We start from the raw sequence: 25,322 nt of genomic DNA, 5'->3' as shown, positions 1-25,322 counted from the left end.
TGTTCACGACTCCGTGAATCCGCAGAGGCACCGGCCGCCTGCAACGTGGTCGCGGTGCATCGGCATGCTTCCCTCGCGGAGGCGTACGGCGTCGCCGGGTTGGTATCTGACAGCTTCCCCCGGTTCGTCATGGAATGCTGGCTGAGCGAAAATATTGCAGATGATTCAAAAGCATCCGAATCGCTCATAGCGCTCACAAGGCAGGCGGCTAATGCAGGATTTCTGGCAGCGAGCGGGCTGTTGACCGAGTACGGTGCGGCTCCATGGCTGGTGTCTTGCAGTTGACGATGGATCAGCGCCATGAGCAGATCCTCGATCTTGTGAAATCCTGTGGAGTGGTGCGCGTTGTGGAGCTCGCCGATCACTTGCACATTTCTGTGGCCACAGCCCGCCGTGATGTAGCCGCCCTCGCCGACCGCGGCCTCGTGAACCGTGCGAGGGGTGTCGTCGCCTGGCCTGACGGCCTGTCTATAGGCGAGCGCCTACGGCAGGCAGCATGGAACGGGTCGCAGGCAGACGCATCTTCAGCCGGCCCGGTGACGGGGATGGTCGTGCCCCGCACGAGGAAGTACTTCGACGAGATCATTCGCGGTGCCCGGCAGGCATCCGCCTCAGCCGGCGGACGACTCGTCCTCGGCTTCTCCGGATACGCCCAGACCACTGACCTCCACATCGAGCAGATGATCCAAAGCGGGGTCGACGGGCTCTTGTTGACGCTCGATCGGGAGACCGGGGCGAGCCGTCAGGACTCGGCCGGATGGGAGCTCGAAGTTCCCACCGTCCTCGTGGAGCGCACCGGGGTCCCATGCGCGAACACGGCTCGGCTGGATTACGTGTGCACCGACGAGGCGTCCGGGGTGTGGCTGGCGATGGAGTATCTGTCCTCGCTCGGTCACGAGCGTGTCGCGCTGGTCGGAGACCGCGGTGACTCTACCGGGGCGCAGATCCGGATGGGCTACGAAAGCGTATGGCCTGCGCTGGAGATGGCCCACCCTCTGGTGATGTCTTTCGGCTCCCCCACCGACGGTCCTGATACTGGGTGTGAGGCGGTTGCGGACCGCCTGGCCGAGGCGGTCCGCAAGCGCGAGGTATCCGCGGCTCTGGTGTTTGTCGACAGCGAGCCGATCTCGCTGATGGAGAGCCTGCAGTCTCGGGGGATTCACGTTCCCGGGGATGTTTCGCTGATCACTTACGGAGATGAGGTGGCCTTTGCCCTCTTGGGCATCCCTCTGACTGCGGTTGCCCTTCCCAGTTACCACGTTGGGCAGTCGGCGGTAAAATTGCTGCACCAGCGTATGCGAGAGACGGCCCATAACCCCGCGGACGCCGTGCCACGGCAGCATCTGGCCCTCGCTCCCGAGCTCCGCATCCGGGCCTCCTGCCGCCCGCCGGCGGCAGGGCCGCGAGCCGGGGTTGGCAGAGGTATCGACGGCCGGCATCGGTTGTGAGGAAGCGCGACCTTCATTTCGCGTCGCACGGAGGCGGAGTGCAGATGTTCCGATCTGATCTGTAGCCACTGGAGTGTTGCTCCTCCACTTGTACCCGCGGCAGCCCAACGGATCAGCATCGGGCTACCCTTGCGGCTACTGAGTCGCGGAACACGACGTGTGTGCCGAGCGTCACTTGTTGGGCATGGCGCAGGCCCGGCTCCTCTCGATGTGCGGCCAGCTTCACGGCATGGCGGCCCACGTCGAAGAAGGGGACGTGCGCGGTCGTGAGTGCGGGGCGCTGGTGCTCGGCATAGGGGAGTAAATTGTTGAAGCCGACCACCGATACCTCTTCAGGGACTGGTACCCCATCCGCCTTCAATTGCGTGATGGCGCAGACAGCCAGCTCATCGTCCCAGGCGAAGACCGCGGTGACGTCGGACGGCATACCTCGCAAGATCGCTCGGACTCCATTCGGGCCCAACTGGCTGCAATTGCCGGGGGCCGCGACCAATTCGCGATCGGGTGTGTAACCGTAGGCTTGCACTGCCCTGCAGTACCCGGTGATACGTGCTGCCGTGGTGGTGTCCTCACCGCCACCGAGAAAGAGGATGCGCTCGTGACCGGCGGAGAGTAGATGGCTGGTGAGCGAGAAAGCGCCGCCCTCGTTGTCGTAGTCCACCACTGTGAGGGGAAGGTCGGCACCTGGGGAGGGCCGCCCGGCCAACACGAGTCGGGATCCCGCCGCGTCGAGCTCGCGGGCCAACGCGGCTACATTTGTCCGGTAGTCCTCCGTGTCCCGGGTGCTCCCTATCAAGGCCACGAGGCCAACCCCCTGACTGGCCATCTCTGCAGCCACGGCGATCTCACGCTCATGGATCCCATGCGTAGTGGCGAGAACACAGTGGATGCCTTCCGCTGCCGACTGCTGTTCGATCCCGGAGGCAATGTCGAAGAGGCACGGTCCGAGGCCGAGGCCGTTGAGTACCAGCACAAGGCTGTTGTTCAGGTCGTCCTTCATGTCCTGGCCTGTGTGGAGCTGACGAAGTGGCTCAACTTGCCTGCTGCGAGCAGTACTTTGGCCCCGGCCGGTGGGCCGGCGCACTTCTCGGTCACCGCACGCGGGATTGCGGCTCTGAGCCGACCGGCATTGTCGAGCGGGTCGCGTGTCGTGGCGTGCTGCTCGTCGGCCTTCGACAGGGCACTTGTCTCCGCAGTCAACACGGTCCTCCTGGAATGTATTGCTCGCCTACGTAGGGGTCTTCCATGCTGGTTGCTGATCTTGGCTAAGCGTTCAGCGACCAGATGATCTTGTCGTGGCTGGTGTGGTCACAGCATCAAAGTCGTCCCGGTACGCAAGGGCCGGTCGTGGCGCCTGCCACTGAGGACCGCGTACTGCCGATCGCGGCGTACTGTCAGAGGAATCTGACGCTGCGTCAGTGCACCCTGTTATGAGGGACTCGGACTCCGCCGCGAGGCCGGATCCTGGCTCGGTGCGATGCCGATGGCTGAGCCGGGGGGTATGTGGTCCGCAACGGAAGACCTGAACCCCGGCGGCTAACCGGTGATCCCATGGCTCTGGTGGAGTCCGAGTTCACCGTTGAGCTCGACGGCGACGACGTTGGGAGCCGGGGGCGGCTTGATACGAATGATGCGAGGGATGCCCCAATCGGGCAGGCCGTTGTTCACGTGGTAGGGGAGTGCTGCTCCGGTACTGAGGACGGATATGCGCCGGATGGTGTTGCGGAGCCCTCGTAGTTCGATGAAGCCGTGCGGTGTTTGGGTGCAGATGAGGTACAGGGTTCGGCGGTCCTTTGCGAGGGTTGAAGGGCCGTCGAAGTGTCCGTAGGGAAGGCCGGTGGTGGTGTAGATGGCTTCGTGATTGCGGCGGACCCACTTGCCCAGTGCGGTCAGCTGGGCTGTGTGCTCGGGAGGGATCGTGCCGTCTCCTCGTGGGCTGGTCTCCAGCAGGAGGTTGCCGCCGCTGCCGATGGTGTCTGCGAAGACGCGTATGAGCGCGTGTACGGTCGGGCGGTGTGCGGTGGCGGGGTGGTGGCCGCTTATGCCCCCGAGGGGGTAGCACAGTTCCCAGGGCCCGTCGGGGGGGATGATCGGTGTGCTGAGCTCCGGTGTGTCGCGGCCCCTGTCAGTATCTCGGCGCCCGATGACGACAGCCTCATGACCGAGGGCCGGGATCATGTCTGGCAGTTGATTCGCCCACAACCGTTCCTGGCCGTGCTCCTGTGTACTGTCGAAGCGCAGCAGGTCCGGCTGGTAGTTCTCCACCAGTTCGCGGATCTGCCGGCGGTCGACCATGCGGGCACGCTGCGTGCGAGCCTGCCGGCCCACATCGTGCTGGCTCTGTGGCGCCGCTGGCTCGCTTTGGGCCGCCGGCCGGTGGAGCTGTGAGGGGCGGGCTGTCGTCTGGGAGGCAAGATGCCCGTCTTGGTGCGAGAAATGCAGTCCGGCGCGGAGCCCCCGTCGGCGCAATGCCTGAGTGAAGGGGCGGATCAGGTCTCTGCCCGCCGGGGTGGCTGTGGTTACGGACAGTTCCGTGAACGCGGTGTCCCACAGGGCCACTCCGTCATGGTCTTTCGCGGTCATCACCGCGTACTTGGCTCCGGTGGCGGCGAACAGTTCGGCCCAGGCCTCGGGGTTGTAGCGCGCAGCGGTGAACCCGTCCAGTTGTTCCATGTACTCCAGATACGAGATCTGGCGTGGTGCGGAGGTGCGGGGGTGAGGTATGGCCCGGACTGATGAGATTCCCCAACGGGCGAAAATGCCGAGTTTGGCCTCGGCGAACCACGACTGTTTCATCTCTGTGTGCTCCTCTTGCTCCAGGCCGTGAGAGGGCGCGATGGGCATGGAAGGGGACCCCGGCTGGACGACGGGGCGGTGCCGTGGCACCAACTGGGCGCCGTTTCCGGTGACACACGGCGTTGTCGGTGGAGGTGTTCCAGGTCAGCGTGACGCTGGACTCCGGAGGGAAGTGCTGGGGAGCTTGGGTGTCGCCACCGTCCCTGCCGGGGCGTGCGACATGGCGTCGGCGCGGGGCTGCCCCTCGCCCCAGCTCCAGGCATCAATTCGCTGGGTCACCGAGGGGGATGTCCGTCGAAGCAGATGTTGTTGGAGTAGCACGTACCGGTGCCGTACCAGCCGTTGACGTCGATTTCCGCGCTGGACTGTGGCGCCGATGGTGAAGAGACGGTCAGCCGGGCCTAGTGTCTGTTCTGAAAGTGCTGGTCACAGCCACTCGTTGAGGATTGCGACCAGCACGGTCGCCTCGTAGCGGACGGCGAGTTTGTCGTACCGAGTGGCTACGGCCCGGTGGCGCTTGAGCCGGTTGATCCCGCATTCGACCGCGTGTCGCTGCTTGTAGTCGGTCTTGTCGAACGTCGGTGGCCGGCCGCCTCGGGAGCCGAGTTTCTGATGGTTGCGGACCCGGTACGCGGGGACCGGGATGGTCGGCCTGATCCCGCGTCTTCGCAGGTAGGCCCGTTACTGTGGGAGTCGTACGCCTTGTCGGCCCTCACCCGGTCCGGGCGCGTGCGGGGGCGGCCCCGACCGAGCCGGGGCACCCGGATCGCTTCCAGAACCGGTTCGAACTGTGGCGAGTCATCCCGCTGACCGGCTGTGATCACGACGGACAGCGGCTTCTGCCCCTGGTCGACGGCCAGGTGGATCTGGTGGTCAGCCCGCCCCGGGAGCGTCCGGGAGCGTGGTCGGCCGGCTCGACGCCGATGCCGCCGGGTGGTTCCTTCTGCAGGTCCCCCTTTTCACCGCCCCGGCGGCCTGCTGGTGGGTCCGGCAGACGGTGGAGTCGACGTTCACCTCCCAAGTGATCAGGCCCTTCGCGTCGGCCTCGGCTTGGAGCTGGGTGACGATCCTGGCCCAAGTGCCATCGCGCTGCCAGCGGCGAAACGGGTCGTAGACCCGGTCCCAGGGGCCGTAGCGTTCCGGCACGTCGCGCCAGGGGCACCGGTCATGGTCCGCCACCGTTTGCCGTCCATCAGCTGCCGCCGCGTCCACACCGGCGGACGGCCAGGCTTGATGCTTTGCGGCAACAGCGGCAACAGCGGCAACAGCGGCAACAGCCGGGACGCCGGCGGCGCACGGCACGGCGGTGGGTGTTCGGCGCTTACCGGTGTGGACACGGCGAAGAGGTCGGGCCGCTTCAACGCCCCGGCGATTGCTGCGGCCTCACCGTCGGGATTGAGTGGGCCGCTCACGGACTCTCTGTCTTTACCGTGCCGTCCTGCGGGATTGTGGTCACACCCCGGTTACCCGCAACGCAGGAAAGACCGCTTTCGGCACGCTCACCCGGGCCGCCCGCATCGTCCGGCTCCCTGGATGCCGCCGAACTGCCAGGCGCAGGCGGCGTCTCGCCCTTGCCGCCTCAGGCACTCCCGGCCGGTGCGAACGTCGGCATACGCACCCCCGGCATTCGACGACCGCGACGCCGAGATGCTCGTCCGCAAAGCCATCGATGAACTCGACGCGCGGAACTGTGAGCGGCCCGGCCATGGGAGGAGCCGATTACCTCCCGCGACCAGTCGATCCGCAGTGCCCCGGCGCCGCTTCAGTCCGGGCTCAGCAGCGTCTCAGTCCTGGATACGGGTGCATCCCGGCGTAGACGTCGGTGGACTTGACGTACCCGAGGCCGTACGTGGCGTGCGCTTCGTTGCTCCAGGTGTAGTACCAGATGTTGTTGCCGCCACTGTGCGGTGCGCCTTCCCTGTAGCAGGCGAAGTCGTGGGCCGAGCCGTCGAGGCGGCCCATCAGGTAGTGCCAGGCCGGATCGGAGACTCTCCCGTCCCACCAGACCTCGGCTCCGGCGCGCGGGGCGCATAAGAGGGCGCCGCTGATGAAGACCGGTCCGGAGCCAAGCGAGCATGCGCTTTGGTCGGATGGATGGCCGAAGGCGGCCGAAGCGGCGGGGGCGGTCACCAGTGTGCCCACCGTGACCACCCCCAGCCACAAGTAGCTTTCTCCATCTGAGTGTTGGAGTCATGGATGAGCATCCCTTCCTTGGTTGAGAATTGATCTTTACGGTTGCGTGAGGGATAGTTGCCTTCGATACATCGGATGTATTCTTGTGGTGTGGGTGTGAGATGAGAGCTGATCGGGCATCCGCTGCTCGTCACTTCGGCAGCGTTCGAGCTGAGCCCAGGCGCGAAGCGGCACCATCCGCCGTGGCATCGATGCTGCTCCCATGCACCACCGGAATGGCCTCTTCACGAACACGGTCCAACACTCCTTGTGTGTGGCCCGAGCCCCACCTGGGGCACAAGCCGTTACCCCCTTTGCCGTCGGGTAGCACCGTGAAAGTGCGGTGCTACCCGACGGCAAAGGGAACCTGTCGTCACCAAACCGTCATGACGGTTTGGTCATTTACGTCGGCACAGTGCGGAACGTCCCGGCTCTGTTGTAGATGCTCCCCGTCGCAAAAGGCGCGGTCAACGAAACCTTCCAACCGAACAACACTGCACACACCGCTCGGTACCGAGGGTCCCCAGGCCGCCTGGGTGCATCAGCGCGCAGCCTGTCTGCGCGGTAGCCGGTCCTCAGCGGAGGATGGGACTTCATGACACTTACGGCTCGGCAGAGTCAGATCCTCGAGGAGGTGCACCGTACGGGCTCTGCCCGGGTCGCCGATCTCGCCGTTAGATTCGGCGTGTCGGCGATGACGGTGCGACGTGATATCGCCGTGCTGACCGAGTACCGGCTCGTTTCGCGCGTATACGGTGGCGTGACTCTGCCGGGCACGGTGCCCCTGGCCCGTTCCGCGACCAGGGCGAAGCGGCAACAGAGGAATCAACGGCTCTCCCTGGGCATGGTCGTGCCGTACCTCACCCTGTACTACTGGTATGTCAAGCAAGGCGCCCAGGCTGTGGCCGAGGAGTGCGGCGCCCGGCTCAGCGTGGTCGTCGCCGACCACGACGACGTTCGTGTGCAGGTCGAGCGGCTGCTCGACGGTGGTGTCCACGGATTTCTGCTGACGCCCCCGCCCTCGCTGCTGGATTCGGCCGACGCCTCCCTGTGGCTCCGGGAACTCCCGGTCCCCGCCGTCATCGTGGAACGTCGGCCGACTCCGATGGCCGGCCTTGACCACCTGGACCGGGTCGCCTCCGACCATGAACGAGGCGTCCTGAAGGCGCTGCGCCACCTCGCGGAGATCGGCCACCGTCGGATCGGCCTGCTGGCCTGTTCGACCCCGACGACACCCTGGATCGTCAAGGGCTTCGACACAGCCGCAGCTCTGTTCGGCCTGCCGCGGGACGTTCCCCGTGTGACGGATGCCCGGTACGAGGTGGAGGAGGAGATCGATGCCTTCCTGGACTCCGCCCGCTCAGCCGGTGTCTCTGCAGCCATTGCCCATCCCGATGGGCAGGCATCTCTGCTCCTGCAACGCGCGTTGCACCGAGGGCTGTCCGTCCCCGATGACCTGGCGATCGTCACCTACGATGACGATTGGGGCTACCTCCTCGCCATCCCGCTCACCGGAGTGGCCCCACCCCGCCGGGCGATCGGCAGGATCGCCGCCACGCGCCTGGTCGGGCGACTGCGTGAGGACGGCGAGCACGTTCCTCAGGAACTCCTTCTGCTGCCTCGCCTGAACATTCGAGCATCCACATCGGGACCACAGATGTCCGGCCCATAGATGGTGCTGTGGGCGTAGCGCGCCACCGTACGACCGCTGGTACCGGATACCCGTCCCGTCCGCATCGCAGCCCCCAGCCTCCATGCTCTCGCGGCCGCCATCGACGGGACCGCAACGCCGTCATCGCCGGCCTGACCCTGCCCTGGAACTCCGGCGTCGTCGAAGGGCACGTCGTCATGGGCGAGCAGGATGAGCGCACCCACTTCCAAGAGCGGGCGACGGTCCCGGCGTGATGCGCATCGGAGGCTGGTCCGGGAGCCCACCTGCGACTGGCCGGGCCGCCTCGTCACCACCGTGTTCTGCCAGGGTTGCTTGGCGTTGCGGCTACTGCCGCAACCCCGGACTCCTCGGCCCGCGCCCGGCGGAGCTCCTCGGAAAGCATGGATCTGTCCTAACGGCCCCCGATCGAGCCGGAACTCCGGGCCCGCTGCCTGATGGACTGCCCTCCGGGGGTACGTTCCGGCCGCCGGGAGAACGGTCGACGGCCGGAGCTCCGGAAGGCGCAGCCGTCGGCTGTGGGTGCGGATCTGTGTGACTGGGCGGTCACCCATTGACCATCCCGTTGCGGTGTTCGATGATCTCCACCGGGCCGGAGTGCCTTGCTCGGCCTCGCAGCGGGGCGCCGGTGGAGCGATCCAGCGGAGGTCCATGGCGTCGTCGACATGAACGGTGATGCCAGGCTGAGCAGCTTCCGTTCTCCGGTTGTACGGCCGGGTGCCGGACAAGGATCGTCGTCCGGTATTCCGGGGCCGTTGTCCTTGGGGTACTTCATTGGCTCCCCCTCACCCGCAGAGGTCTTCACTCATGACGGAACTCAACCGCCGTAGATTCCTGCAGATCGCCGGCGGCACCGCCGCTGTCACGATGCTGAACGAGAGCATCGCGCGAGCCGCCGCCATCCAGGCGGAGGTCAGCACCGGCACGATCCAGGACGTCGAGCACATCGTCGTTCTCATGCAGGAGAACCGTTCCTTCGACCAGTACTTCGGGGCGATGAAGGGCGTACGGGGCTTCGGCGACCCGCGGCCGGTCCTCCAGGACAACGGTAGATCGGTCTTCTACCAGTCCAACGGGACGAAGGACATCCTTCCCTTCAACCCGCAGGTCAGCGACTTGGGCATGCGGTTCGTGGCGGGCCTCAACCACGACTGGGCCGGTGGTCAACTGGCGTACAACAGCGGTAAGTACAACAAGTGGGTCCCTGCGAAGACCGACGCGACCATGGCCTACATGACCCGGAACAACATCCCGTTCCACTATGCCCTCGCGGACGCGTTCACCGTGTGCGACGCCTACCACTGCTCCTTCATCGGCGCCACGGACCCGAACCGCTACTACATGTGGTCCGGCCACACCGGCAACGACGGCACCGGCGGCGGCCCGGTACTGGACAACAAGGAGGCGGGGTACGGCTGGACGACGTACCCCGAGCGACTGCAGGCCGCAGGGGTGTCGTGGAAGGTCTACCAGGACATAGGCGACGGCCTGAACGCCGCCGGCCACTGGGGCTGGATCAGCGATGCCTTCCGGGGCAACTACGGCGACAACTCACTGCTGTACTTCAACAACTACCGCAACGCACAGCCCGGCAGCCCCCTGTACGAGAAGGCGCGCACCGGCACCGATGCCAAGGCCGGCGACGGCTACTTCGACCACCTGCGCACCGACGTGGCGAACGGCACGCTGCCCCAGGTCTCGTGGATCGCCGCGCCGGAAGCCTTCAGCGAGCACCCGAACTTCCCCTCGAACTACGGCGCCTGGTACATCTCACAGATCCTCAACGCGCTCACCTCCAACCCGGCGGTATGGGCGAAGACGGCGCTGTTCATCACCTACGACGAGAACGACGGCTACTTCGACCACGTCGTTCCCCCGTACCCGCCCGCCTCCACCGCCTGGGGCCGGTCCACCGCGGACGTCTCGAAGGACCTGTACCCCGGTGGCAGCGGCTTCACCGCCGGACCGTACGGCCTCGGCCCGCGCGTCCCGATGATCGTGGTCTCGCCCTGGAGCAAGGGCGGCTACGTCTGCTCCGAGACCTTCGACCACACCTCCGTCATCCGCTTCATGGAGAAGCGCTTCGGCGTGCAGGAGCCCAACATCTCTCCCTGGCGCCGCGCGGTCTGCGGCGACCTGACCTCGGCCTTCGACTTCAGCCGTGCGGACGCCACACCGGCCGCCCTCCCCTCGACGGCGGGCTATGTCCCCCCGAACCACGACGAGCCCTCCGCCTACCGCCCGGTGCCTCCGGCCACGGGCACCCTGCCGAAGCAGGAAGCCGGCTCCAAGCCGACCCGCCCGCTCGGCTACACCCCGTACGTGGACGGCGTGCGCACCCTCGCCACGGGCAAGTTCACCCTGACCTTCCACAGCGGCCCCACCCTCGGCGCCCACTTCCACAGCACCTCCGGCAACCGCACCGACGGACCCTGGCCCTACACCGTCGAGGCGGGCAAGACCCTCGCCGACACGTGGAGCACCAGCGCCGCCACCGGCAACCGGATCGACCTCACCGTGTGGGGACCGAACGGCTTCCTGCGCACGTGGAGGGGCCCGACGATGCAGGCGGGCCCTGAGGTCACGGCCCGCCACACCACGTCCACCGGCAACCTGGCCCTCACCCTGACCAACCCCGGCACCGTTGCGGTCAACCTCACCGTGACCAACGCCTACGGCGGCACGGCCCAGACCTACAAGGTCAACCCCGGTGCCACCGTCTCCGCCACGGTGAACCTGGGCACGACGGGCCGCTGGTACGACGTCAAGGTCGTCTCCGACATGGACACCACCTTCCTGCGCCGCTTCGCCGGCCATGTGGAAACGGGCGCCGTAGGCGTCTCCGACCCGGCGATCAAGACCGTCTGACCCGCTCGTCCGCGGTACTCAGCAGCGGTACTCAGCAGCCGTGCGCGCTGCCGTCCGTCACCCGCGCCAGTCGCAGACGGACGGCAGCCGCCCGAGGCGGACCGCACCGTCACGCCGCAGCTCACCTTCACCGGCGGCCGCGGCGTGGGCCGCTGGGAGAAGACCCGGCGACTCATGGAACCAACCCTCAAGCCACGACGGGACCTTCGGACCGCCGCGGCTGTTTGGCCGAGCAGGCGGTCGAGCAGGCCAACGCCCGCTTCGCCCAGACATCGTGGGGCGCGGCCCGGCACGGTGATGCCGGGCCCGGCCTCGCCGGCCTCGTACGGCGCCGACTTCCGCACCCTGGTGGAGACCGGCCGGCCGGAGCCGCCGTCTCCGTGCCGTCGGCCGATCTCCCCGCGCGATGGGTCCCTTCACGTCGGCAGAGCCTCCGCCGGCTACCCCCGACGCGCTGCGCGCCCCCGGGGAACGGCGGTCGCCATGCGGCGGACCGCCTCGGTGATCAGCTCGGGTGAGGTGGCCAGGTTCATGCGGACGAAGCCCGCGCCACCCGTGCCGAAGGGGATCCCGGAGCTCAGGGCGACGCCCCGGCGCAGGAAGTCGCCGGCAGGGTCGTCGCCCAGGCCCAGGCCGCGACAGTCCAGCCAGGCCAGATAGGTGGCCTGCGCGGGCGTGTACCCGACGGCCGGCAGATGCTCGGTCAGCAGCTCCGCCAGCAGGCGGCGGTTGTCGTCGAGGCCGGACAGGACGGCGTCGAGCCAGTCGCCCCCGTCGCGCAGGGCCGCCGTGTGGGCGATGACGCCGAGGTGGCTCGGTCCGTGGCCGACCTCCTCGGGGAGCCGGGCGAGGTCGTCGGCCGCGTCGGGCCCGGCGACGGCGAGGGCGGCCTTGAGCCCGGCCAGGTTCCACGCCTTGGAGGCCGACATCAGGGACAGCCCGTCGCCCGCGCCGGGAACACTCAGGTACGGCACGAACGGCGCGCCCGCGGCCACGACCGGGGCGTGGATCTCGTCGGCCACGACCCGCACACCGTACGTCCGCGCCAACCGTGCGACATCCGCCAACTCGTCGGCACCGTGCACGGTCCCGGTCGGGTTGTGCGGGCTGCACAGCAGATACACCGGGCGGTCCGCGCGCAGGGCCGCCCGCCGGAACGCGTCCTCCAGCGCGGCGAAGTCGATCCGCCCGTCCGGCCCGAGGGGCGCCTCGACGACGGGACGGCCCAGGCTGCCCACGAACAGGTAGAACGGCGGGTACACGGGGCAGTTGACGACGACGGGATCGCCGGGGCCGGATACCAGTTTCAGCATTTCGACGACGCCCAGCATCACGTCGGGCACGATCGCCGTGCGCTCCACGGCGAGCCCGTCCCACCCCCAGCGCTCGCGGGCGAAGGCGGCCAGTGCCTCCGCGTACGCCGTCCCGACCGGGTAGCCGGTGTCACCGAGCGTCACCGCGTCGGTGATCGCGCGCGCGACCGGCTCGGCCAGTGGCACGTCCATCTCGGCCACCCACAGCGGCAGCACGTCCTGCGGATACGTCCGCCACTTCATGCTCGTCCGCTGCCGCAGCTGCTCCAGGGAGAGCTGACGCAGCGGATTGGCGCCGACCGGCGCACCTGTGTCACGCGGCACAGTGTCCCAACGTAGACGCTGGAGGCAGGGGGCGCGAGAGGCGGGACGCGGCCCAGGGGAACTCCGAACCGGAGCAGAGATCCACATGGCAGCGCGCCGCTCGGGCGGTGACACTGAGTGGACAGGCGTCTGGAGTCGGGTGGGCCATGCACACCATCGAGGAAACCGTCGAGATCGCTGTCCCGGTACGCACCGCCTACGACCAGTGGACCCAGCTGAAGAGCTTCCCGCGGTTCATGTCGGCGGTGAAGAGGGTCGACCAGGTCAGGCCCACCGTCACCCGGTGGGTGATCGGGTGCGGCCCGGTGCGCCGCGCGTTCACCGCGGAGATCGTGGAGCAGCGGCCGGACTCGTGTGTGGCCTGGCAGAGCCTCGACCGGCGCACTTCCCACCGGGGCGAGGTGTCGTTCCGTCCCACGGCACCGGACCGCACCACGGTCACGGTGCGCATGGAGGTGGGGCCGCGCGGCGCCGCCGCCCTCCTCATGGGCGCGTCCCGCGAGGTCACGCGCCGTGTGGTCCGGAGCGAACTCGGGCACTTCAAGGAGTTCATCGAGGGCCTCGGCGAAGCGGGCGGGGCCTGGCGCGGGACCATCCGCAACGGGCACGTACAGCCGGCGGAGCCCGAGCCGCCGAGAAGCCGGGTCGCACGCTGGCCCACCGGCTGATCCGCGTACCGGCTGATCCGCGTACCGAAGAACGCGTACCGGCGGAGAACGCGCACTGGAGAACGCGCACCGGAGAGCGAGGGACCCTTCTGATGAAGAAGCCACCGAGCGAGGAACCGGAGGAACGGCTCACCGTGACCCCGCCCAAGACCTGGGCGGCGGGAGTGCCCGCGGTGGGGCACGCGCTGGCGTACTCCCTGGACGAGACCTCGGTGCGGCGTGCCGGAACCACACTGCTGATCGTCAACCAGGTGCACGGCATCGACTGCCCCGGCTGCGCATGGGCGGACCCCGCCCCGGGCCACAGGCACCGCAACGAGTACTGCGAGAACGGCGCCAAGCACATCAACGACGAGGCGACGTCGCGGCGCGTCACCGCCGACTTCTTCCGCCGGCACCCGGTCTCCGAGCTCGGGCGGCGATCGGACCTGTGGCTGAACCAGCAGGGCCGGCTCACCGAACCGATGGTCAAACGGCCGGACGCGGACCACTACGAACCGATCAGCTGGCACGACGCCCTCGGGCTGCTCGCCGAGGAGCTGACGTCACTGGACACCCCCGACGAGGCGGTCTTCTACACCTCGGGCCGGGCCGGCAACGAGGCCGCCTTCGTCCTCCAGCTCTTCGCCAGGGCCTTCGGCACCAACAACCTGCCCGACTGCAGCAACATGTGCCACGAGTCCAGCGGCTTCGCCCTCCACGAGACCCTGGGCACCGGCAAGGGCACGGTCGGCCTGGAGGACCTGCACCACGCCGACCTGATCCTGCTGGTGGGCCAGAACCCCGGAACCAACCATCCGCGCCAGCTCTCCGCACTGGAGCAGGCAAAGCTCAACGGCGGCCGCATCATCGCGGTGAACCCCCTCCCGGAAGCAGGGCTTCTGCGGTTCAGGAACCCGCAGAAGCCACGCGGGGTGATCGGCCCCGGGACGCAGATCGCCGACCGGTTCCTGCAGATCCGCAGCGGCGGCGACCTCGCGCTCTTCCAGGGTCTGAACCGGCTGCTGCTGGAGGCGGAGGACGCCCGGCCGGGCACCGTGCTCGACCACGACTTCATCCGCTCCAGCACCAGCGGCTTCGACGAGTTCTCCGCCCACGTCCGCACCGTCGACTGGGACGACGTCCTCACCGCGACCGGACTGAGCCGCCGGGAGATCGAGGAGGTCCGGGACGACGTCCTGCGCAGCGAGCGCATCATCGTCTGCTGGGCGATGGGGGTGACGCAGCACCGGCACGCCGTCCCCACCATCAGGGAGATCGTCAACTTCCTGATGCTGCGCGGAAACCTCGGAAGGGCCGGAGCCGGCGCCTGCCCGGTGCGTGGACACAGCAACGTACAGGGCGACCGCACCATGGGGATCTGGGAGCAGATGCCGGACACGTTCCTGGACGCGCTGCAGCGGGAGTTCGGCTTCGATCCGCCCCGCGCCCACGGGCTGGACTCGGTGAACGCCATCAGGGCCATGCACGAGGGCCGGATCAAGGTGTTCCTCGCGCTCGCGGGCAACTTCGTCCGGGCCGCTCCGGACAGCGCGGTCACCGAGGAGGCCATGCGGCGGTGCCGGCTGACCGCCCACATCTCCACCAAGCTCAACCGGTCCCACACGGTCTGCGGCCGGACCGCGCTCATCCTGCCGACGCTGGGCCGCACCGAACGGGACATCCAGTCCGCCGGCGAGCAGTTCGTCACCGTGGAGAACTCCATGAGCGAGGTCCACACGTCCAACGGGCGTCTGAAGCCGGCCTCCAAGCTCCTGCTCAGCGAGGTCGCCATCCTGTGCCGCCTCGCCCGACGCACCCTCGACGAGGGCCGCACCCTCGACGGCGAGGGCCGCACCCTCGACGGCGAGGCGGACATCCCATGGGACCGCTTCGAGGCCGACTACGGGGCGATCCGGCAGTGCATCTCCCATGTCGTGCCGGGATTCCACGACTTCAACCGGCGGGTGGTCCGCCCCGGCGGCATCAGGCTGCCCAACCCGGTCAACGAAGGGGTCTTCGCCACCCCGGCGGGCAAGGCGCTGTTCACCCGCAACGGCTGGGCCGCCCCCGACGTCCCGGAGGGGCACCTGGTCCTGCAGACCCTCCGTTCGCATGACCAGTGGAACACCGTTCCCTACACGGACGACGACCGCTACCGGGGCATCCACGGAAGCCGCAGGGTGGTGCTGGTCAACCCCGAGGACCTCGCGGAACTCGGCCTGGCCGAAGGGCAGTCCGTCGACCTGGTGGGCGTCTGGGACGACACCGTGGAGCGCCGCGCGAGCGCCTTCACCGTGGTCCCCTATCCGACCCCACGCGGCTGCGCCGCGGCGTACTTCCCGGAGACCCAGGTGCTGGTGCCGCTGGACAGCGTGGCCGAGAGCAGCAACCAGCCGGCGTCGAAGGCGATCGTCGTCACGCTGGAGCAGGCAGAGCAGGCAGAGCAGGCAGAGCAGGCAGAGCAGGCAGAGCCGACAGAGCCGACAGAGCCGACAGAGCCGACAGAGCCGGCAGACACCGGGCCCGGCGCCGCCCCGCGGTGACGGCGGCCCCCGGAGGAGAGGTGGAGCCGGATGCCGGTGTGGCGGATGAGGGACTTCCACGACGACGACCTGGACCAGGCCATCCAGGTGTGGGACCAGAGCGGTATGGACGTCCAGACGCCCGCGGTCTTCCCGGTCTCGGAGGTCATCGCCGCGGCCCGGTCCGGGCAGCCCGCCGTGGTGGCGATGGTGGGCGACGAACTGGTGGGGGTGGCGGTGGCGCGCGCCGAGGGCGAGCGGGCCTGGGTCCTGCTGGTGGCACTGGCCGCCGGCTGGCGCCACCGGGGGATCGGCAGCGGTCTCCTCGCCGAACTGGAGCGGCGCCTGCGGGCCGCGGGCGTGCGGCGGATCAGCGCGCTGCTCCCGGCCGCCGCCACGGGAACGACGGCGCTGCTGAACTCCGGTTACCGGTCCCGGGAAGGACTGGTCTACTTCGAGCTGGTGGAGCATCTGCCCGCCGCCGACGCGGGCCTGCTCGACGCGCTCGGCGGACGGGTGCTGCCGAGCGGACTGTGGGGCTCCATGGCCGGTATGGAACACGAGAAGCAGATCGTCGAACGCCGGATCGTCCTGCCGTTGAAGGAAACGGAGCTCGTCGAGCGCTACGGGGTCGTCCCGCCGAAGGCGGTGATCCTCTTCGGGCCGCCGGGCACCGGGAAGACCAGCTTCGCCAAGGCGATCGCCTCCCGTCTGGGCTGGCCGTTCGTCGAACTGTTCCCCTCCCGCCTGGCCGCCTCGGGCGGCACGGCCCGGCTCGCCACGGGGCTGCGGGAGGCGTTCGCCGACATCACCGCCCTCGGGTCGGTGGTGCTGTTCATCGACGAGGTCGAGGAGATAGCCGGCGTACGGTCGGGCGTGGCCGCCGACCCCGGGCACATGGCGACCAACGAACTGCTCAAGGTGATCCCCGGCTTCCGCGAGCACGACGAGCACCTGATGGTCTGCGCGACCAACTCGGTGCGCACCCTGGACCCGGCGTTCCTGCGCCCCGGCCGCTTCGACTACGTGATCCCGATCGGCCCGCCGGACGCCACGGCGCGGGCCGCGATCTGGCAGCGGTATCTGACGGCGGCTTCGGGAACGGTCGACGTGACGCGGCTGGTGGAGGCGACGGAGTTGTTCACGCCCGCAGACGTCGAGTTCGCGGCGCGCAAGGGAGCGCAGGCGGCTTTCGAGAACGAGGTGGTCCACCGAAGAGGCGAACCCGCCACCACCGAGGACTATCTCGCGGCCGTCCGCGACGTCCGGCCGACCCTCACGGACGAGATGATCAGCGACTTCCACGAGGACATGGAGCGGTTCACGCGCATGTGAGCCGGCGACCCGCCCCTCCGGGTGTCTGCGGGCATGCCCCGGCAGTGCGTACGGCCCGGCCTGTGCCGCCTCGGGGAGTCGCTCCCCCCCTGAGGCGGCTCGGACGGCACGGACGGCGTGAATGGCATGGACGGTTTGGACGGCTCGCCGGGCCGTCCCTGGCGCCGCGCCTTCGGAGCGGCCCGACCTCGGCCCGCGGCCTGCCGAAACCTCCCTGCCGGGAACGCACCCGCGGACGCCGCCTGCACCGGCTGGTTCCGCGGACACGCGGATCCGGCAGGAGGTGCCCTCGCGCTGCTTCGAGGTACGTTCGGCGGAATACGGGCGGCCGCGCCGCCAGGTCCCCGAGGCGACTGGGGTGATGGAATGCCGGCCGACGCCGACGGTCCGGACGATCGGCACGGGCCGGACTCGCAGCAGGCGGAGTTCGGGGAGGCCCGCTGGCCGATGGCCGGAGCCGTGATCGGCGCCATGCTGCTGTCCCAGCTGATGCCCGACGACCTGCGCCTGGGACCCCGCTGGCTGCTCCCCCTGGGCGAAGGACTGCTCCTGCTGACGCTGATCGCGGGCGACCCCGGCCGGATCAGCCGCCGCTCGGCCGCCCTGCGTGCGGTGGCGATCGCCCTGGTCGGCGTACTGGCGGTCAGCGCCATCTGGTCGACCGTCCGGCTGATCGACGACCTCATCCACGGCGGGGCCGAAACCAACTCCGCCACCGGTCTGCTCCAGGCCGGCGGAAGCGTCTGGGCCTCCACCGTCCTGGCCTTCTCCCTGCTGTACTTCGAACTCGACGGCGGCGGAGCGGCCGCCCGCGCCCACCGCATGCCCACCACTCCTGAACTCGCCTTCCCTCAGCAGCTCAGCCCGGAGCTGAACGCCAGGCAGTGGCGCCCCCGCTACATCGACTACCTGTACCTCGGACTCACCAACTCCACCGCCTTCAGCCCCACCGACGTCATGCCGCTGGCCCCCTGGGCCAAGATCTCCATGGCCGTGCAGTCCCTCGTCTCCCTGCTCATCCTCGGCCTGGTGATCGCCCGGGCCGTGAACGTTCTCGCCTGAGACGGGCACTGCGCGCGGCGCGGGTCCCGGGTCAGGACGTCCGGGTCAGGACATCCGAGGCAGGACGTACGGGTCAGGACGTCCGCGGCAGTACGACGTTCTCCGGCGGCTCTCCCGCGAGGTAGTGCAGGACCTGGGTGCGGATCAGCTCCAGTGCCCGTGGCAGAAAGGCCGAGCTGTTGCCTCCGACGTGAGGGCTGATCAGCGTGTTGGGCGCATGCCACAGCGGATGCCCCGGGGGCAGCGGCTCGGGGTCGGTGACGTCGAGGGCTGCGTGCAGCCTGCCGGCCGTGAGCTCGGCGAGCAGCGCGTCCGTGTCCACCACGGCACCTCTGGAGGCGTTCACCAGCAGGGAGCGGTCCGGCATCGAGGCGAGGAAGCGCGCGTCGACCAGGCCGCGTGTCTGCTCGGTGAGCGGGACGGTGAGGATCACGATGTCGGCCCGGGGCAGGAGGCCGGGCAGATCGCCGAGCGCGTGGACGGGCCCACGCGGAGTGGAGCGGGCCGTGCGGGAGACCCGCAGGACGTCGCATTCGAAGGGGACGATCCGGTCCTCGATCGCCGCGGCGATGGAGCCGTAGCCCATGAGCAGGACGGTGCGGTCGGCCAGAGCGGGGCGGAAGCCGGTCCGCCACTCCTCGGCATCCTGGGCCCGTACGAAATCAGGGATGCCACGGAGCGACGCCAGGACGAGTGACACGGCCAGCTCGGCGGTGCTGGCATCGTGAACGCCCCGGGCATTGCAGAGAACGACACCGCGGGGAATGTGCTTCACGAGCTCGTCGACGCCGGCGGACAGGGACTGGACGACACGAAGCCGCGGCATGCCTGGGAACACCGCTGCGGCGGTGGCCCCGAAGCCATAGGGGATGACGAAGAACTCCACCGTCGCGAGGCTCTCGGCGTCCGGCGGACCGCCGCTGCCGTCCCACACCATGACGGGCAGCCCCTCGGGCAGGCCGCGTACGTCCGAGGCCGGATACGGCAGCAGGAACCGGGCGGCGCGCCGGCCGGCGGGACGGTCCACGGGGCTCACGGGCCGAATCTAGACCATCGGCCGGCGTTGGTCCGGGCGGGCTCGACCGGCGCTGCCCGAAGGAATTCCTGTCGATCTCGTCGTCGGACTCACCTGGGCCCTGTCGTTCGGATGAGGCCGGATCAGCGAGCGGCCCGCCGCGGAGCGTCGGCGACCGACGACAACGCGGCAGATGCGCGTGCCAGGACACGCGAGCCCGGCAAGATCCGAACGACAGGGCCTAAGCTGCGGGTGGCCGGCTGCGTCGGGCAGCTGCTCTCCCGGAGGCCGTCGTGCGAACAACTTCCGAGGTGCCCACGGTCGTGGTCGTCATGGGTGTCTCGGGATCAGGAAAGTCCACGGTGGGCGAACTGCTCGCCCGCCGGCTCGTGATGCCCTTCCTGGAGGCCGACGACCTGCACTCGGCCGCGGCCCGGGCGAAGATGGCCGCCGGGCATCCTCTCGACGACGAGGACCGCCGGCCGTGGCTGCTGTCGCTCGCCGGCTGGATCCGGGAGGCGACCCACTCCGGTCAGGGCGGGGTGATGGCCTGCTCGGCGCTCAAGCGCGACTACCGGGACGAGTTCCGCCGGGCGGGGGCGGGCGTGTGGTTCCTGCACCTGGCACTCGACCGGGCGACCGCCGACCGGCGGGTCGCCGGACGTACGGGCCACTTCATGCCGCCCGAGCTGGTGGACTCCCAGTACGCCACCCTCGAACCGCTGCGACCCGACGAGCCCGGACTGACCGTCGACGCGGCAGCCGACCCGCAGGCCATCGCCGACGAGGCGGCGAGGGCGGTGCGGGCGAGACGGTGACACCGCTCGTCCGCCCGTAGAAACCGTCCGCCGGGGGCAGGCGCCAGGCCGTCGAACCCGGCCGGCGCCCGCGCTGCCGCGGGCGGCTGTTCCTCCGGACCCGGGCGCTCGGCTGCTCACCTCGCATCTCGGCAACTTCCCCACATGTACGCCAGTCCGAGGCGAAAGGGTGAATGCCTGTGCAGGTAGACCAGGCCGGACAGCCGGGCCTGAAGAGTCGGGTCAAGGATTTGCTCCGCGTATACCGGTGCAGCGATCATCCCCCATGCGTCCAGGGCAACGGCCATGGCTTCCCTGCACGTTGAGCACAGCCCGCTTTCGGCGAACCACAGTGCGAGCAATCCCGTGTAGTCGGCCGTACCGCCCGCTGGGGGGCTCGTCTGTCCACTGCGGGCTGTGCAGGTGGCGCACAACGTTGGGGCCGGGCATTGCACGCGGGGAAGCTGCTCAAGAAAGGACAGGTCGTGGCCGTAGTCATCGTCCATCGGCCGGCGCATTCTTCCGCGGTGCCACTCTTGGCAGCCCGTGCAGTTCGGCGGGCACGCTTCTTCGAGAACTTCCTTGGCGATGTCGAAGGCGGCTGCCGCGCGTTGGAAAATACGATACCGACCCATTCCGATATGCCATATGAATTCCATCCACACCAGCCCTCTGAAGATTCCGGATCCACCCTCGAACTGCCTCGTCGGTCTCCGCTCGTTTGCAGGACAGGCGTGTGCCGTCACTTCATCGTCTTCGGTGCGTGTTTGAATCCCGCCCGTCATGGATCTGCGTCTTCGTGACGCCTTGCCGAATTCGGAGTCGTAGGCTGTTGTCAGCGCCCATAGGCACTCCGACCTGTACCAGGTGGTCGCGCACCGCATATCGTGACCGGCGGCAGTCATGATGTTGTAGCTGTTATGGCCTTCGCGTGCGATCCTGTCGGCTGCTATTTCGGTCGAGTCATGCATGAGGCGCATCCATGCCGCGATCCGCCGAACATCACGGTAAGCGGCTCCTTCGTGCAGCCACAGGAGCAATGCGCCGAGCATATGGCTGTCTGCCATGCAGACTTCTTCCCATTGGGGCAGTGTGTAAGTGAACTGCCCGCGCTTCTGGCGGTGTTTGCCGAGTCGCTCTTCGAAGTATCGCTCGACCGGAACGCCTATCGAAATCATCTCCGCCAGTATGTCGGCTTCGTCTTCATCGTCGAGAGAATTGACTGCAGCAAGGGCTTCTTCGAGCGGGAGGTACCGAGGGTAGAGACGGGCGATGTCGTGTTCGCACAGCCCCCAATCGCTCAGTGCGACCAGAGCGGTCCGGCCGTAGAGCTCCAGATGCGGGTAGCCGGATTCCCGTCCAACCGTGCGATAGTGGCCAGGCCACACCATGGCGAACAGGCGGTCCAGCACTGCGGCAGTCGGCAAGCCGGTCACCGTGGCTACGTACTGCGGAATGATTTCCTTGACATGCAGCGCCTTTGGGTAACTCCATACGGCATTCCGTTGCTGAGCGGCAAGAACGTCCGGCCACTCCACGCCTCCGGTCGTCCTGAAAATCTCCTCGATTCTCGTCACGATGGCGGCGGCAATCGGGCACCCGAATCCGGTCTCCATGGCTACATGCCAACCGCTGCGGGTCGATGCGGCCTCTTGTGACACTTGTCCACCCCCTCAGCGTTCTCTTTCCACAAGCGCTGCGCTTCGGATCACGCAGTTCTTTCGGTCATGTGGTGGGCAAAGGTGCGCAGCTCGGCTTTGGACGCCGTGGTGATGGGGGCGTCGTCCAGTCCACGCAGGGCCTCGTCGCGGAGTGTGGCGATGCGACGTTCGACATGTTCAGGGGCGCCGGTCTCGTTCAGGACCGTGCGCACCGCACTCGCCCCATGCTCGGTCAAGAGAGGGTCGCCCACGTGCCTGGCCAGGATCCTGCGCTGGTCCGGGTCGGCGAGGGCGTGCGCGGTGGCGAGCAAGAGCGTGCGTCTGCCCTCGCGCAGGTCGTCGGTGACCGGTTTGCCGGTCACCGAAGGATCGCCGAAGACACCGAGCAGGTCGTCGCGCAGCTGGAATGCCTCGCCGATCGGCAATGCGTAGGTGGTCAAGGCTTTGAGCGCGGCCGGTGGGGCGTCAGCGAGCACGGCACCAAGGTGCAGGGGGCGCTCGACGCTGTATTTGGCTGTCTTGTAACGAATTACGGACAAGGGCGTTTCGACATCGGAATCGGAGCCGCCCACAGCGTGCAGGTCCAACCACTGGCCGTAGATGACATCGTGGTGCATTTCGTTGATGACGGTGCGGGTGCGTGCGAACCTGTGCGCATCCAGGCCTGCGGCTGCGAGCATATGCACCGACCAGACCAGCGCGAGATCGCCGATCAGGATTGCCCCGGCATTACCGAAGGCCGCTGCTTGGGCAATGTGGCGGGAACCGCTCCGACGCGGGGCCTGCGCCAGGTAGTGCCCGGCCAGCTCTTGTTGGACGGTCGGGGCGCCTCGGCGGGTGGCGGAGCGGTCCATGACGTCATCGTGGATCAGCGCGAAGGCATGGAACATTTCCAGACTCGCGGCCACAGCGATGACCGGGGGCCCGACACAGCCGCCGGCGGCCAGGCTGCCCAGGGTGCACAGCAGTGGGCGCAGGCGCTTTCCCCCACGCAGAAATCTGGCCAGGATGTCGGTGACCAGGGTCGGCAGCCGTCCCCCGCAGGCCGACTCGGCCTGGTCCTGCAGGAAGCCGGCCAGGTGTGCGTCCACCTCGGCCCTGATCGCCGCCGCGTCGAAGAGGTCGTAGCAGCCAGGAGAGGTGTCGGAGGCGAGGGTGGCAGGGTCCTTGGGCATGCGCGGAACCGTCCGCTCGAAGTGCAGCTGTGCAGGCCGCTCTTGATGACAGTCCGTTTTCAGCCAGAACACAAGGCCGCCCGGGCAGCGTGCGGGAGCGCACACGGGCTCCTTACGCGCTCCGGTTCACTCTGCAGCGCGCTCGAACGCGCCCCCAGCGTCCCCAGCGCCCACGTCGTGCGGGGCTGAATGGGCGTCAGGTGAAGGTGGTAGTCCCGTTACCAGGACAGTCGGTCCTCGGTAACCGGATTCGTCGGAAGAGGCGGGCCTGTGTGGCCCAGAAGTGTTCTGGCAGGGTGGATTTCGCCGCTGGAACAGCAGCCGGCACAGCACAGGAACAATCAGCCGAAGGAAGACCATGACGTACCACGTGCTCGTCCAGTTCGACGTTCCGCCGTACAAGCGTGAGGACTTCGTCGCAGCAGGTCTCTTCGACGCCGAGGGGTCGTTGGCCAACGAGCCGGGGACCCTGCGTTTCGAGGTCATTCGTGACGAGGACAACCCCAACCGCATCTATCTGGACGAGGTCTACACGTCCCGCGAGGCGTTCGAGGAGCACTGCGGCAACGAGACCATCAAGCAGTTCTACGAGATGGTCGACTCTTACGCACTCGGCCCGAACTTCCTGTTCAAGGGCTATCGCGCGGAGCCCAGCGCCGGCTGATGTGCGGCCCGGACCGCATGCGGCCTCCTGGGTCCGGAGGCCGGCGAACGAATTCCAGAGTCTGAACGAGAAGAAGGCATGATGAGAATGACAGCGGGACGCGGTGTATTGCGGCGTGGAAGCCGGATGGTGGTACTTGCAGCCGTCGCCTGGGGAACTCTGGTGGCCGCGGTGGTGCCCGCATCGGCAGCCGACGAACCCACACGGCAGCAGCTGATGGCCGACTGCGCGTCCGGCCTGGGCAAGTGCACGTTCAATGACCCGATACTGGGTGAGGCGTACTTGGGGGAGTTTCGCCAAGTCTCCCATTCGCTGTACAACTGCACCACTTCGCTCGCGGAGCAATCCATGTCCTGGTCCGACACGGTCGGTTCGACCGACTCCGTCGGTGCGTCCGTCACGGTGGGCGGCAAGATCGCCGGCCTGGTCGATGTGAGCGTGACCGCCACCTACAGCCACACCTGGTCGAGTTCGCACTCCGAGAGCAGTTCGCTGAACATGACCGTGCAGCCGGGCGAAGTGGGCTGGATCTCCCGGGCACAGGTGATGCAGACCGTCTCCGGTACCTGGCAGACCCACTACGACAACCCCAAGTGGGGCCACTACTACTGGTACGTCCGGGACAGCATCACCGGGCCCGTCCCCAACGGCACCGAGGGCAAGAGCAACGCGGTCGTGGTCAAGACCCGGAAGATGACCGACAAGGAGACGGCCGCCTGCGCCGCCGGCAATGAGAAGCAGGGGCGGGTCCTCGTCCGGTAGACCGAGGACACGCCCTGTCCCGGCCGGCCCGCACGGAGCCTGACGTCGGCTGATCTCGGTCGATGAGACGCGGCGAAGCGCCCCGCTGTTCCCGGTTTCCGGGAACGGCGGGGCGCTCGTGTTCACGTCGCCGCCGTCACTGCCACTCCTCGGGCCGCTCCTCCTCGGCCAGACGCTTCAGGGCGGCGGCTGCGGGGGAGCCCGGTTCGGCGGTGTAGACGGTCAGAGCCTGGTCCGGATCGTCGGGGATGCGGAAGGTCTCGAAGGTGAGGTCCAGTGCGCCGACGCGCGGGTGGTGTAGGGGCTTGGCCCCGTGGGTCTCGTCGCGGACCGTGTGGTCGGCCCACATACGGCGGAAGTCCTCACTCGTGGCGGAGAGTTCGGCGATGAGAGCCGTCAGTTCCGCGTCGTACGGATGACGGCCCACGTCCACGCGAAGGAAGGCCACGGTGTCGTCGGCCTTCTTCTGCCAGTCGACGTACCGCCGGCGCGCCGTTGTGTCGAGAAAGGTCAGGCGGGCCAGATTGCGGTCCTCTTCCGGCATGCGGGGGAAGTCCGCGATCAGGACACGGGCCAGATGGTTCCAGGCGAGGATCTGCAGACGGCGGCCCACGACATAGGCGGGGGAGTGCTCCAGCGTGTCCAGGACGCGCTGCAGTCCCGGCCTGACCTGCTGTTCGCGCCGGCCGTGCACGCTGCCGAGGCCGGCGCCGGCGGTGTGGGGCGACTCCGCTGCCGAGCGCGGTCCGCCGGAGGAGTGCACGAGCGCGTGCAGGTGCTGCCGCTCGATCTCGTCCAGACGCAGCGCCGTCGCGACGGAGTCGAGGATCTCGGCGGAGACCTTCCCGCCGCGGCCCTGCTCCAGGCGTACGTAGTAGTCGACGCTGACCCCGGCGAGCTGTGCCAGTTCCTCCCGGCGCAGACCCGGCACCCTGCGTCGGGAGCCGTATGCCCGCAGACCCGCAGCCGAAGGGCTCACACGCGCTCGTCTGGACCGCAGGAAGTCCCGCAACTCTGTTCGACGATCCATGCCCCGATTGTGCCATGTGTCAAAGGTGGTACTGGCAGGCCCAGGACGCCCGAACCCTC

Annotated in this window: 18 protein-coding genes and 1 pseudogene; 10 read left to right on the top strand and 9 right to left on the bottom strand. The window is 68.3% G+C overall.

Annotated elements, in window-relative coordinates:
* Positions 1-263 precede the first annotated feature (263 nt).
* A complete protein-coding gene (locus tag KK483_RS10385) occupies positions 264-1,448 on the top strand; it encodes a LacI family DNA-binding transcriptional regulator (RefSeq protein WP_262004940.1) in 1,185 nt (394 codons plus the stop codon).
* 112 nt (positions 1,449-1,560) lie between these two features.
* Here the strand turns inward: KK483_RS10385 and KK483_RS10380 are convergent, their stop codons facing one another.
* The 4 genes and pseudogenes from KK483_RS10380 to KK483_RS10360 form a co-directional block, all read right to left on the bottom strand.
* Positions 1,561-2,448: a LacI family DNA-binding transcriptional regulator gene (locus KK483_RS10380; RefSeq protein WP_262004939.1), complete on the bottom strand. Its 888-nt coding sequence runs from the start codon at positions 2,446-2,448 to the stop codon at positions 1,561-1,563.
* Positions 2,449-2,984: 536 nt separating this feature from the next.
* Positions 2,985-4,244 (bottom strand): alpha-L-fucosidase, encoded by a 1,260-nt coding sequence (locus KK483_RS10375; RefSeq protein ID WP_262004938.1) that lies wholly within the window; start codon positions 4,242-4,244, stop codon positions 2,985-2,987.
* 426 nt (positions 4,245-4,670) lie between these two features.
* Positions 4,671-5,518: pseudogene (locus KK483_RS35485) on the bottom strand (IS5 family transposase).
* 499 nt (positions 5,519-6,017) lie between these two features.
* Positions 6,018-6,386 carry a hypothetical protein gene (locus KK483_RS10360; RefSeq protein ID WP_262004935.1) on the bottom strand — a complete coding sequence of 123 codons (369 nt, stop codon included), beginning with the start codon at positions 6,384-6,386 and terminating at the stop codon, positions 6,018-6,020.
* Between the two features lie 625 nt (positions 6,387-7,011).
* On the opposite strand from KK483_RS10360, the gene KK483_RS10355 reads away from it, so the two are divergent.
* Positions 7,012-8,088 (top strand): LacI family DNA-binding transcriptional regulator, encoded by a 1,077-nt coding sequence (locus KK483_RS10355; RefSeq protein ID WP_262004934.1) that lies wholly within the window; start codon positions 7,012-7,014, stop codon positions 8,086-8,088.
* Positions 8,089-8,892: 804 nt separating this feature from the next.
* Positions 8,893-10,953 (top strand): phosphocholine-specific phospholipase C, encoded by a 2,061-nt coding sequence (locus KK483_RS10350; protein ID WP_262004933.1) that lies wholly within the window; start codon positions 8,893-8,895, stop codon positions 10,951-10,953.
* Positions 10,954-11,393: 440 nt separating this feature from the next.
* On the opposite strand, the gene KK483_RS10345 is transcribed toward KK483_RS10350, so the two are convergent.
* The gene (locus tag KK483_RS10345; protein ID WP_262004932.1) at positions 11,394-12,590 is read right to left on the bottom strand and encodes a MalY/PatB family protein; all 1,197 of its coding nucleotides are present in this window, start codon (positions 12,588-12,590) and stop codon (positions 11,394-11,396) included.
* A gap of 146 nt (positions 12,591-12,736) precedes the next feature.
* On the opposite strand from KK483_RS10345, the gene KK483_RS10340 reads away from it, so the two are divergent.
* The 4 genes from KK483_RS10340 to KK483_RS10325 all read left to right on the top strand — a co-directional run bounded on the left by KK483_RS10340 (position 12,737) and on the right by KK483_RS10325 (position 18,159).
* On the top strand, positions 12,737-13,258 hold the full coding sequence (locus tag KK483_RS10340; protein WP_262004931.1) for an SRPBCC family protein: 522 nt from the start codon (positions 12,737-12,739) through the stop codon (positions 13,256-13,258).
* Between the two features lie 92 nt (positions 13,259-13,350).
* On the top strand, positions 13,351-15,783 hold the full coding sequence (locus tag KK483_RS10335; protein WP_262004930.1) for an FdhF/YdeP family oxidoreductase: 2,433 nt from the start codon (positions 13,351-13,353) through the stop codon (positions 15,781-15,783).
* Between the two features lie 30 nt (positions 15,784-15,813).
* Positions 15,814-17,097: an ATP-binding protein gene (locus tag KK483_RS10330; protein ID WP_262004929.1), complete on the top strand. Its 1,284-nt coding sequence runs from the start codon at positions 15,814-15,816 to the stop codon at positions 17,095-17,097.
* A 366-nt stretch (positions 17,098-17,463) separates the two neighbouring features.
* On the top strand, positions 17,464-18,159 hold the full coding sequence (locus KK483_RS10325) for a hypothetical protein (protein WP_262004928.1): 696 nt from the start codon (positions 17,464-17,466) through the stop codon (positions 18,157-18,159).
* 73 nt (positions 18,160-18,232) lie between these two features.
* Here the strand turns inward: KK483_RS10325 and KK483_RS10320 are convergent, their stop codons facing one another.
* Entirely contained in the window at positions 18,233-19,096 is an 864-nt protein-coding gene (locus KK483_RS10320) for a 2-hydroxyacid dehydrogenase (RefSeq protein WP_262009423.1), read from the bottom strand.
* A gap of 371 nt (positions 19,097-19,467) precedes the next feature.
* Between KK483_RS10320 and KK483_RS10315 the strand changes: the two genes are divergently transcribed.
* Entirely contained in the window at positions 19,468-19,992 is a 525-nt protein-coding gene (locus tag KK483_RS10315; RefSeq protein ID WP_262004927.1) for a gluconokinase, read from the top strand.
* Between the two features lie 116 nt (positions 19,993-20,108).
* Here the strand turns inward: KK483_RS10315 and KK483_RS10310 are convergent, their stop codons facing one another.
* The gene (locus KK483_RS10310) at positions 20,109-21,587 is read right to left on the bottom strand and encodes a hypothetical protein (RefSeq protein ID WP_262004926.1); all 1,479 of its coding nucleotides are present in this window, start codon (positions 21,585-21,587) and stop codon (positions 20,109-20,111) included.
* A 92-nt stretch (positions 21,588-21,679) separates the two neighbouring features.
* On the bottom strand, positions 21,680-22,807 hold the full coding sequence (locus KK483_RS10305; protein ID WP_262004925.1) for a polyprenyl synthetase family protein: 1,128 nt from the start codon (positions 22,805-22,807) through the stop codon (positions 21,680-21,682).
* Between the two features lie 358 nt (positions 22,808-23,165).
* Between KK483_RS10305 and KK483_RS10300 the strand changes: the two genes are divergently transcribed.
* Together KK483_RS10300 and KK483_RS10295 are read left to right on the top strand one after the other, a co-directional pair.
* Positions 23,166-23,471 (top strand): putative quinol monooxygenase, encoded by a 306-nt coding sequence (locus tag KK483_RS10300; RefSeq protein WP_262004924.1) that lies wholly within the window; start codon positions 23,166-23,168, stop codon positions 23,469-23,471.
* Positions 23,472-23,597: 126 nt separating this feature from the next.
* Positions 23,598-24,233 carry a hypothetical protein gene (locus KK483_RS10295; protein ID WP_262004923.1) on the top strand — a complete coding sequence of 212 codons (636 nt, stop codon included), beginning with the start codon at positions 23,598-23,600 and terminating at the stop codon, positions 24,231-24,233.
* Between the two features lie 136 nt (positions 24,234-24,369).
* On the opposite strand, the gene KK483_RS10290 is transcribed toward KK483_RS10295, so the two are convergent.
* A complete protein-coding gene (locus tag KK483_RS10290; protein ID WP_262004922.1) occupies positions 24,370-25,263 on the bottom strand; it encodes a helix-turn-helix transcriptional regulator in 894 nt (297 codons plus the stop codon).
* Positions 25,264-25,322: the final 59 nt, after the last annotated feature.

It is taken from the genome of Streptomyces sp. FIT100, from assembly GCF_024584805.1.
Lineage (GTDB): Bacteria > Actinomycetota > Actinomycetes > Streptomycetales > Streptomycetaceae > Streptomyces.
Note: the sequence above shows the minus strand (reverse complement) of the source record. Positions and strands in the feature narration are given on the sequence as shown.

Bases quoted from the DNA above. Each gene is read 5' to 3' on its own strand.
- KK483_RS10295 (WP_262004923.1), top strand. From the start codon at position 23,598: ATGGTGGTACTTGCAGCCGTCGCCTGGGGAACTCTGGTGGCCGCGGTG.
- KK483_RS10385 (WP_262004940.1), top strand. From the start codon at position 264: ATGGCTGGTGTCTTGCAGTTGACGATGGATCAGCGCCATGAGCAGATC.
- KK483_RS10350 (WP_262004933.1), top strand. From the start codon at position 8,893: ATGACGGAACTCAACCGCCGTAGATTCCTGCAGATCGCCGGCGGCACC.
- KK483_RS10330 (WP_262004929.1), top strand. From the start codon at position 15,814: ATGCCGGTGTGGCGGATGAGGGACTTCCACGACGACGACCTGGACCAG.
- KK483_RS10325 (WP_262004928.1), top strand. From the start codon at position 17,464: ATGCCGGCCGACGCCGACGGTCCGGACGATCGGCACGGGCCGGACTCG.
- KK483_RS10310 (WP_262004926.1), bottom strand. From the start codon at position 21,587: ATGGAGACCGGATTCGGGTGCCCGATTGCCGCCGCCATCGTGACGAGA.
- KK483_RS10290 (WP_262004922.1), bottom strand. From the start codon at position 25,263: ATGGATCGTCGAACAGAGTTGCGGGACTTCCTGCGGTCCAGACGAGCG.
- KK483_RS10305 (WP_262004925.1), bottom strand. From the start codon at position 22,807: ATGCCCAAGGACCCTGCCACCCTCGCCTCCGACACCTCTCCTGGCTGC.
- KK483_RS10340 (WP_262004931.1), top strand. From the start codon at position 12,737: ATGCACACCATCGAGGAAACCGTCGAGATCGCTGTCCCGGTACGCACC.
- KK483_RS10380 (WP_262004939.1), bottom strand. From the start codon at position 2,448: ATGAAGGACGACCTGAACAACAGCCTTGTGCTGGTACTCAACGGCCTC.
- KK483_RS10375 (WP_262004938.1), bottom strand. From the start codon at position 4,244: ATGAAACAGTCGTGGTTCGCCGAGGCCAAACTCGGCATTTTCGCCCGT.
- KK483_RS10300 (WP_262004924.1), top strand. From the start codon at position 23,166: ATGACGTACCACGTGCTCGTCCAGTTCGACGTTCCGCCGTACAAGCGT.
- KK483_RS10335 (WP_262004930.1), top strand. From the start codon at position 13,351: ATGAAGAAGCCACCGAGCGAGGAACCGGAGGAACGGCTCACCGTGACC.
- KK483_RS10320 (WP_262009423.1), bottom strand. From the start codon at position 19,096: ATGGTGTGGGACGGCAGCGGCGGTCCGCCGGACGCCGAGAGCCTCGCG.
- KK483_RS10355 (WP_262004934.1), top strand. From the start codon at position 7,012: ATGACACTTACGGCTCGGCAGAGTCAGATCCTCGAGGAGGTGCACCGT.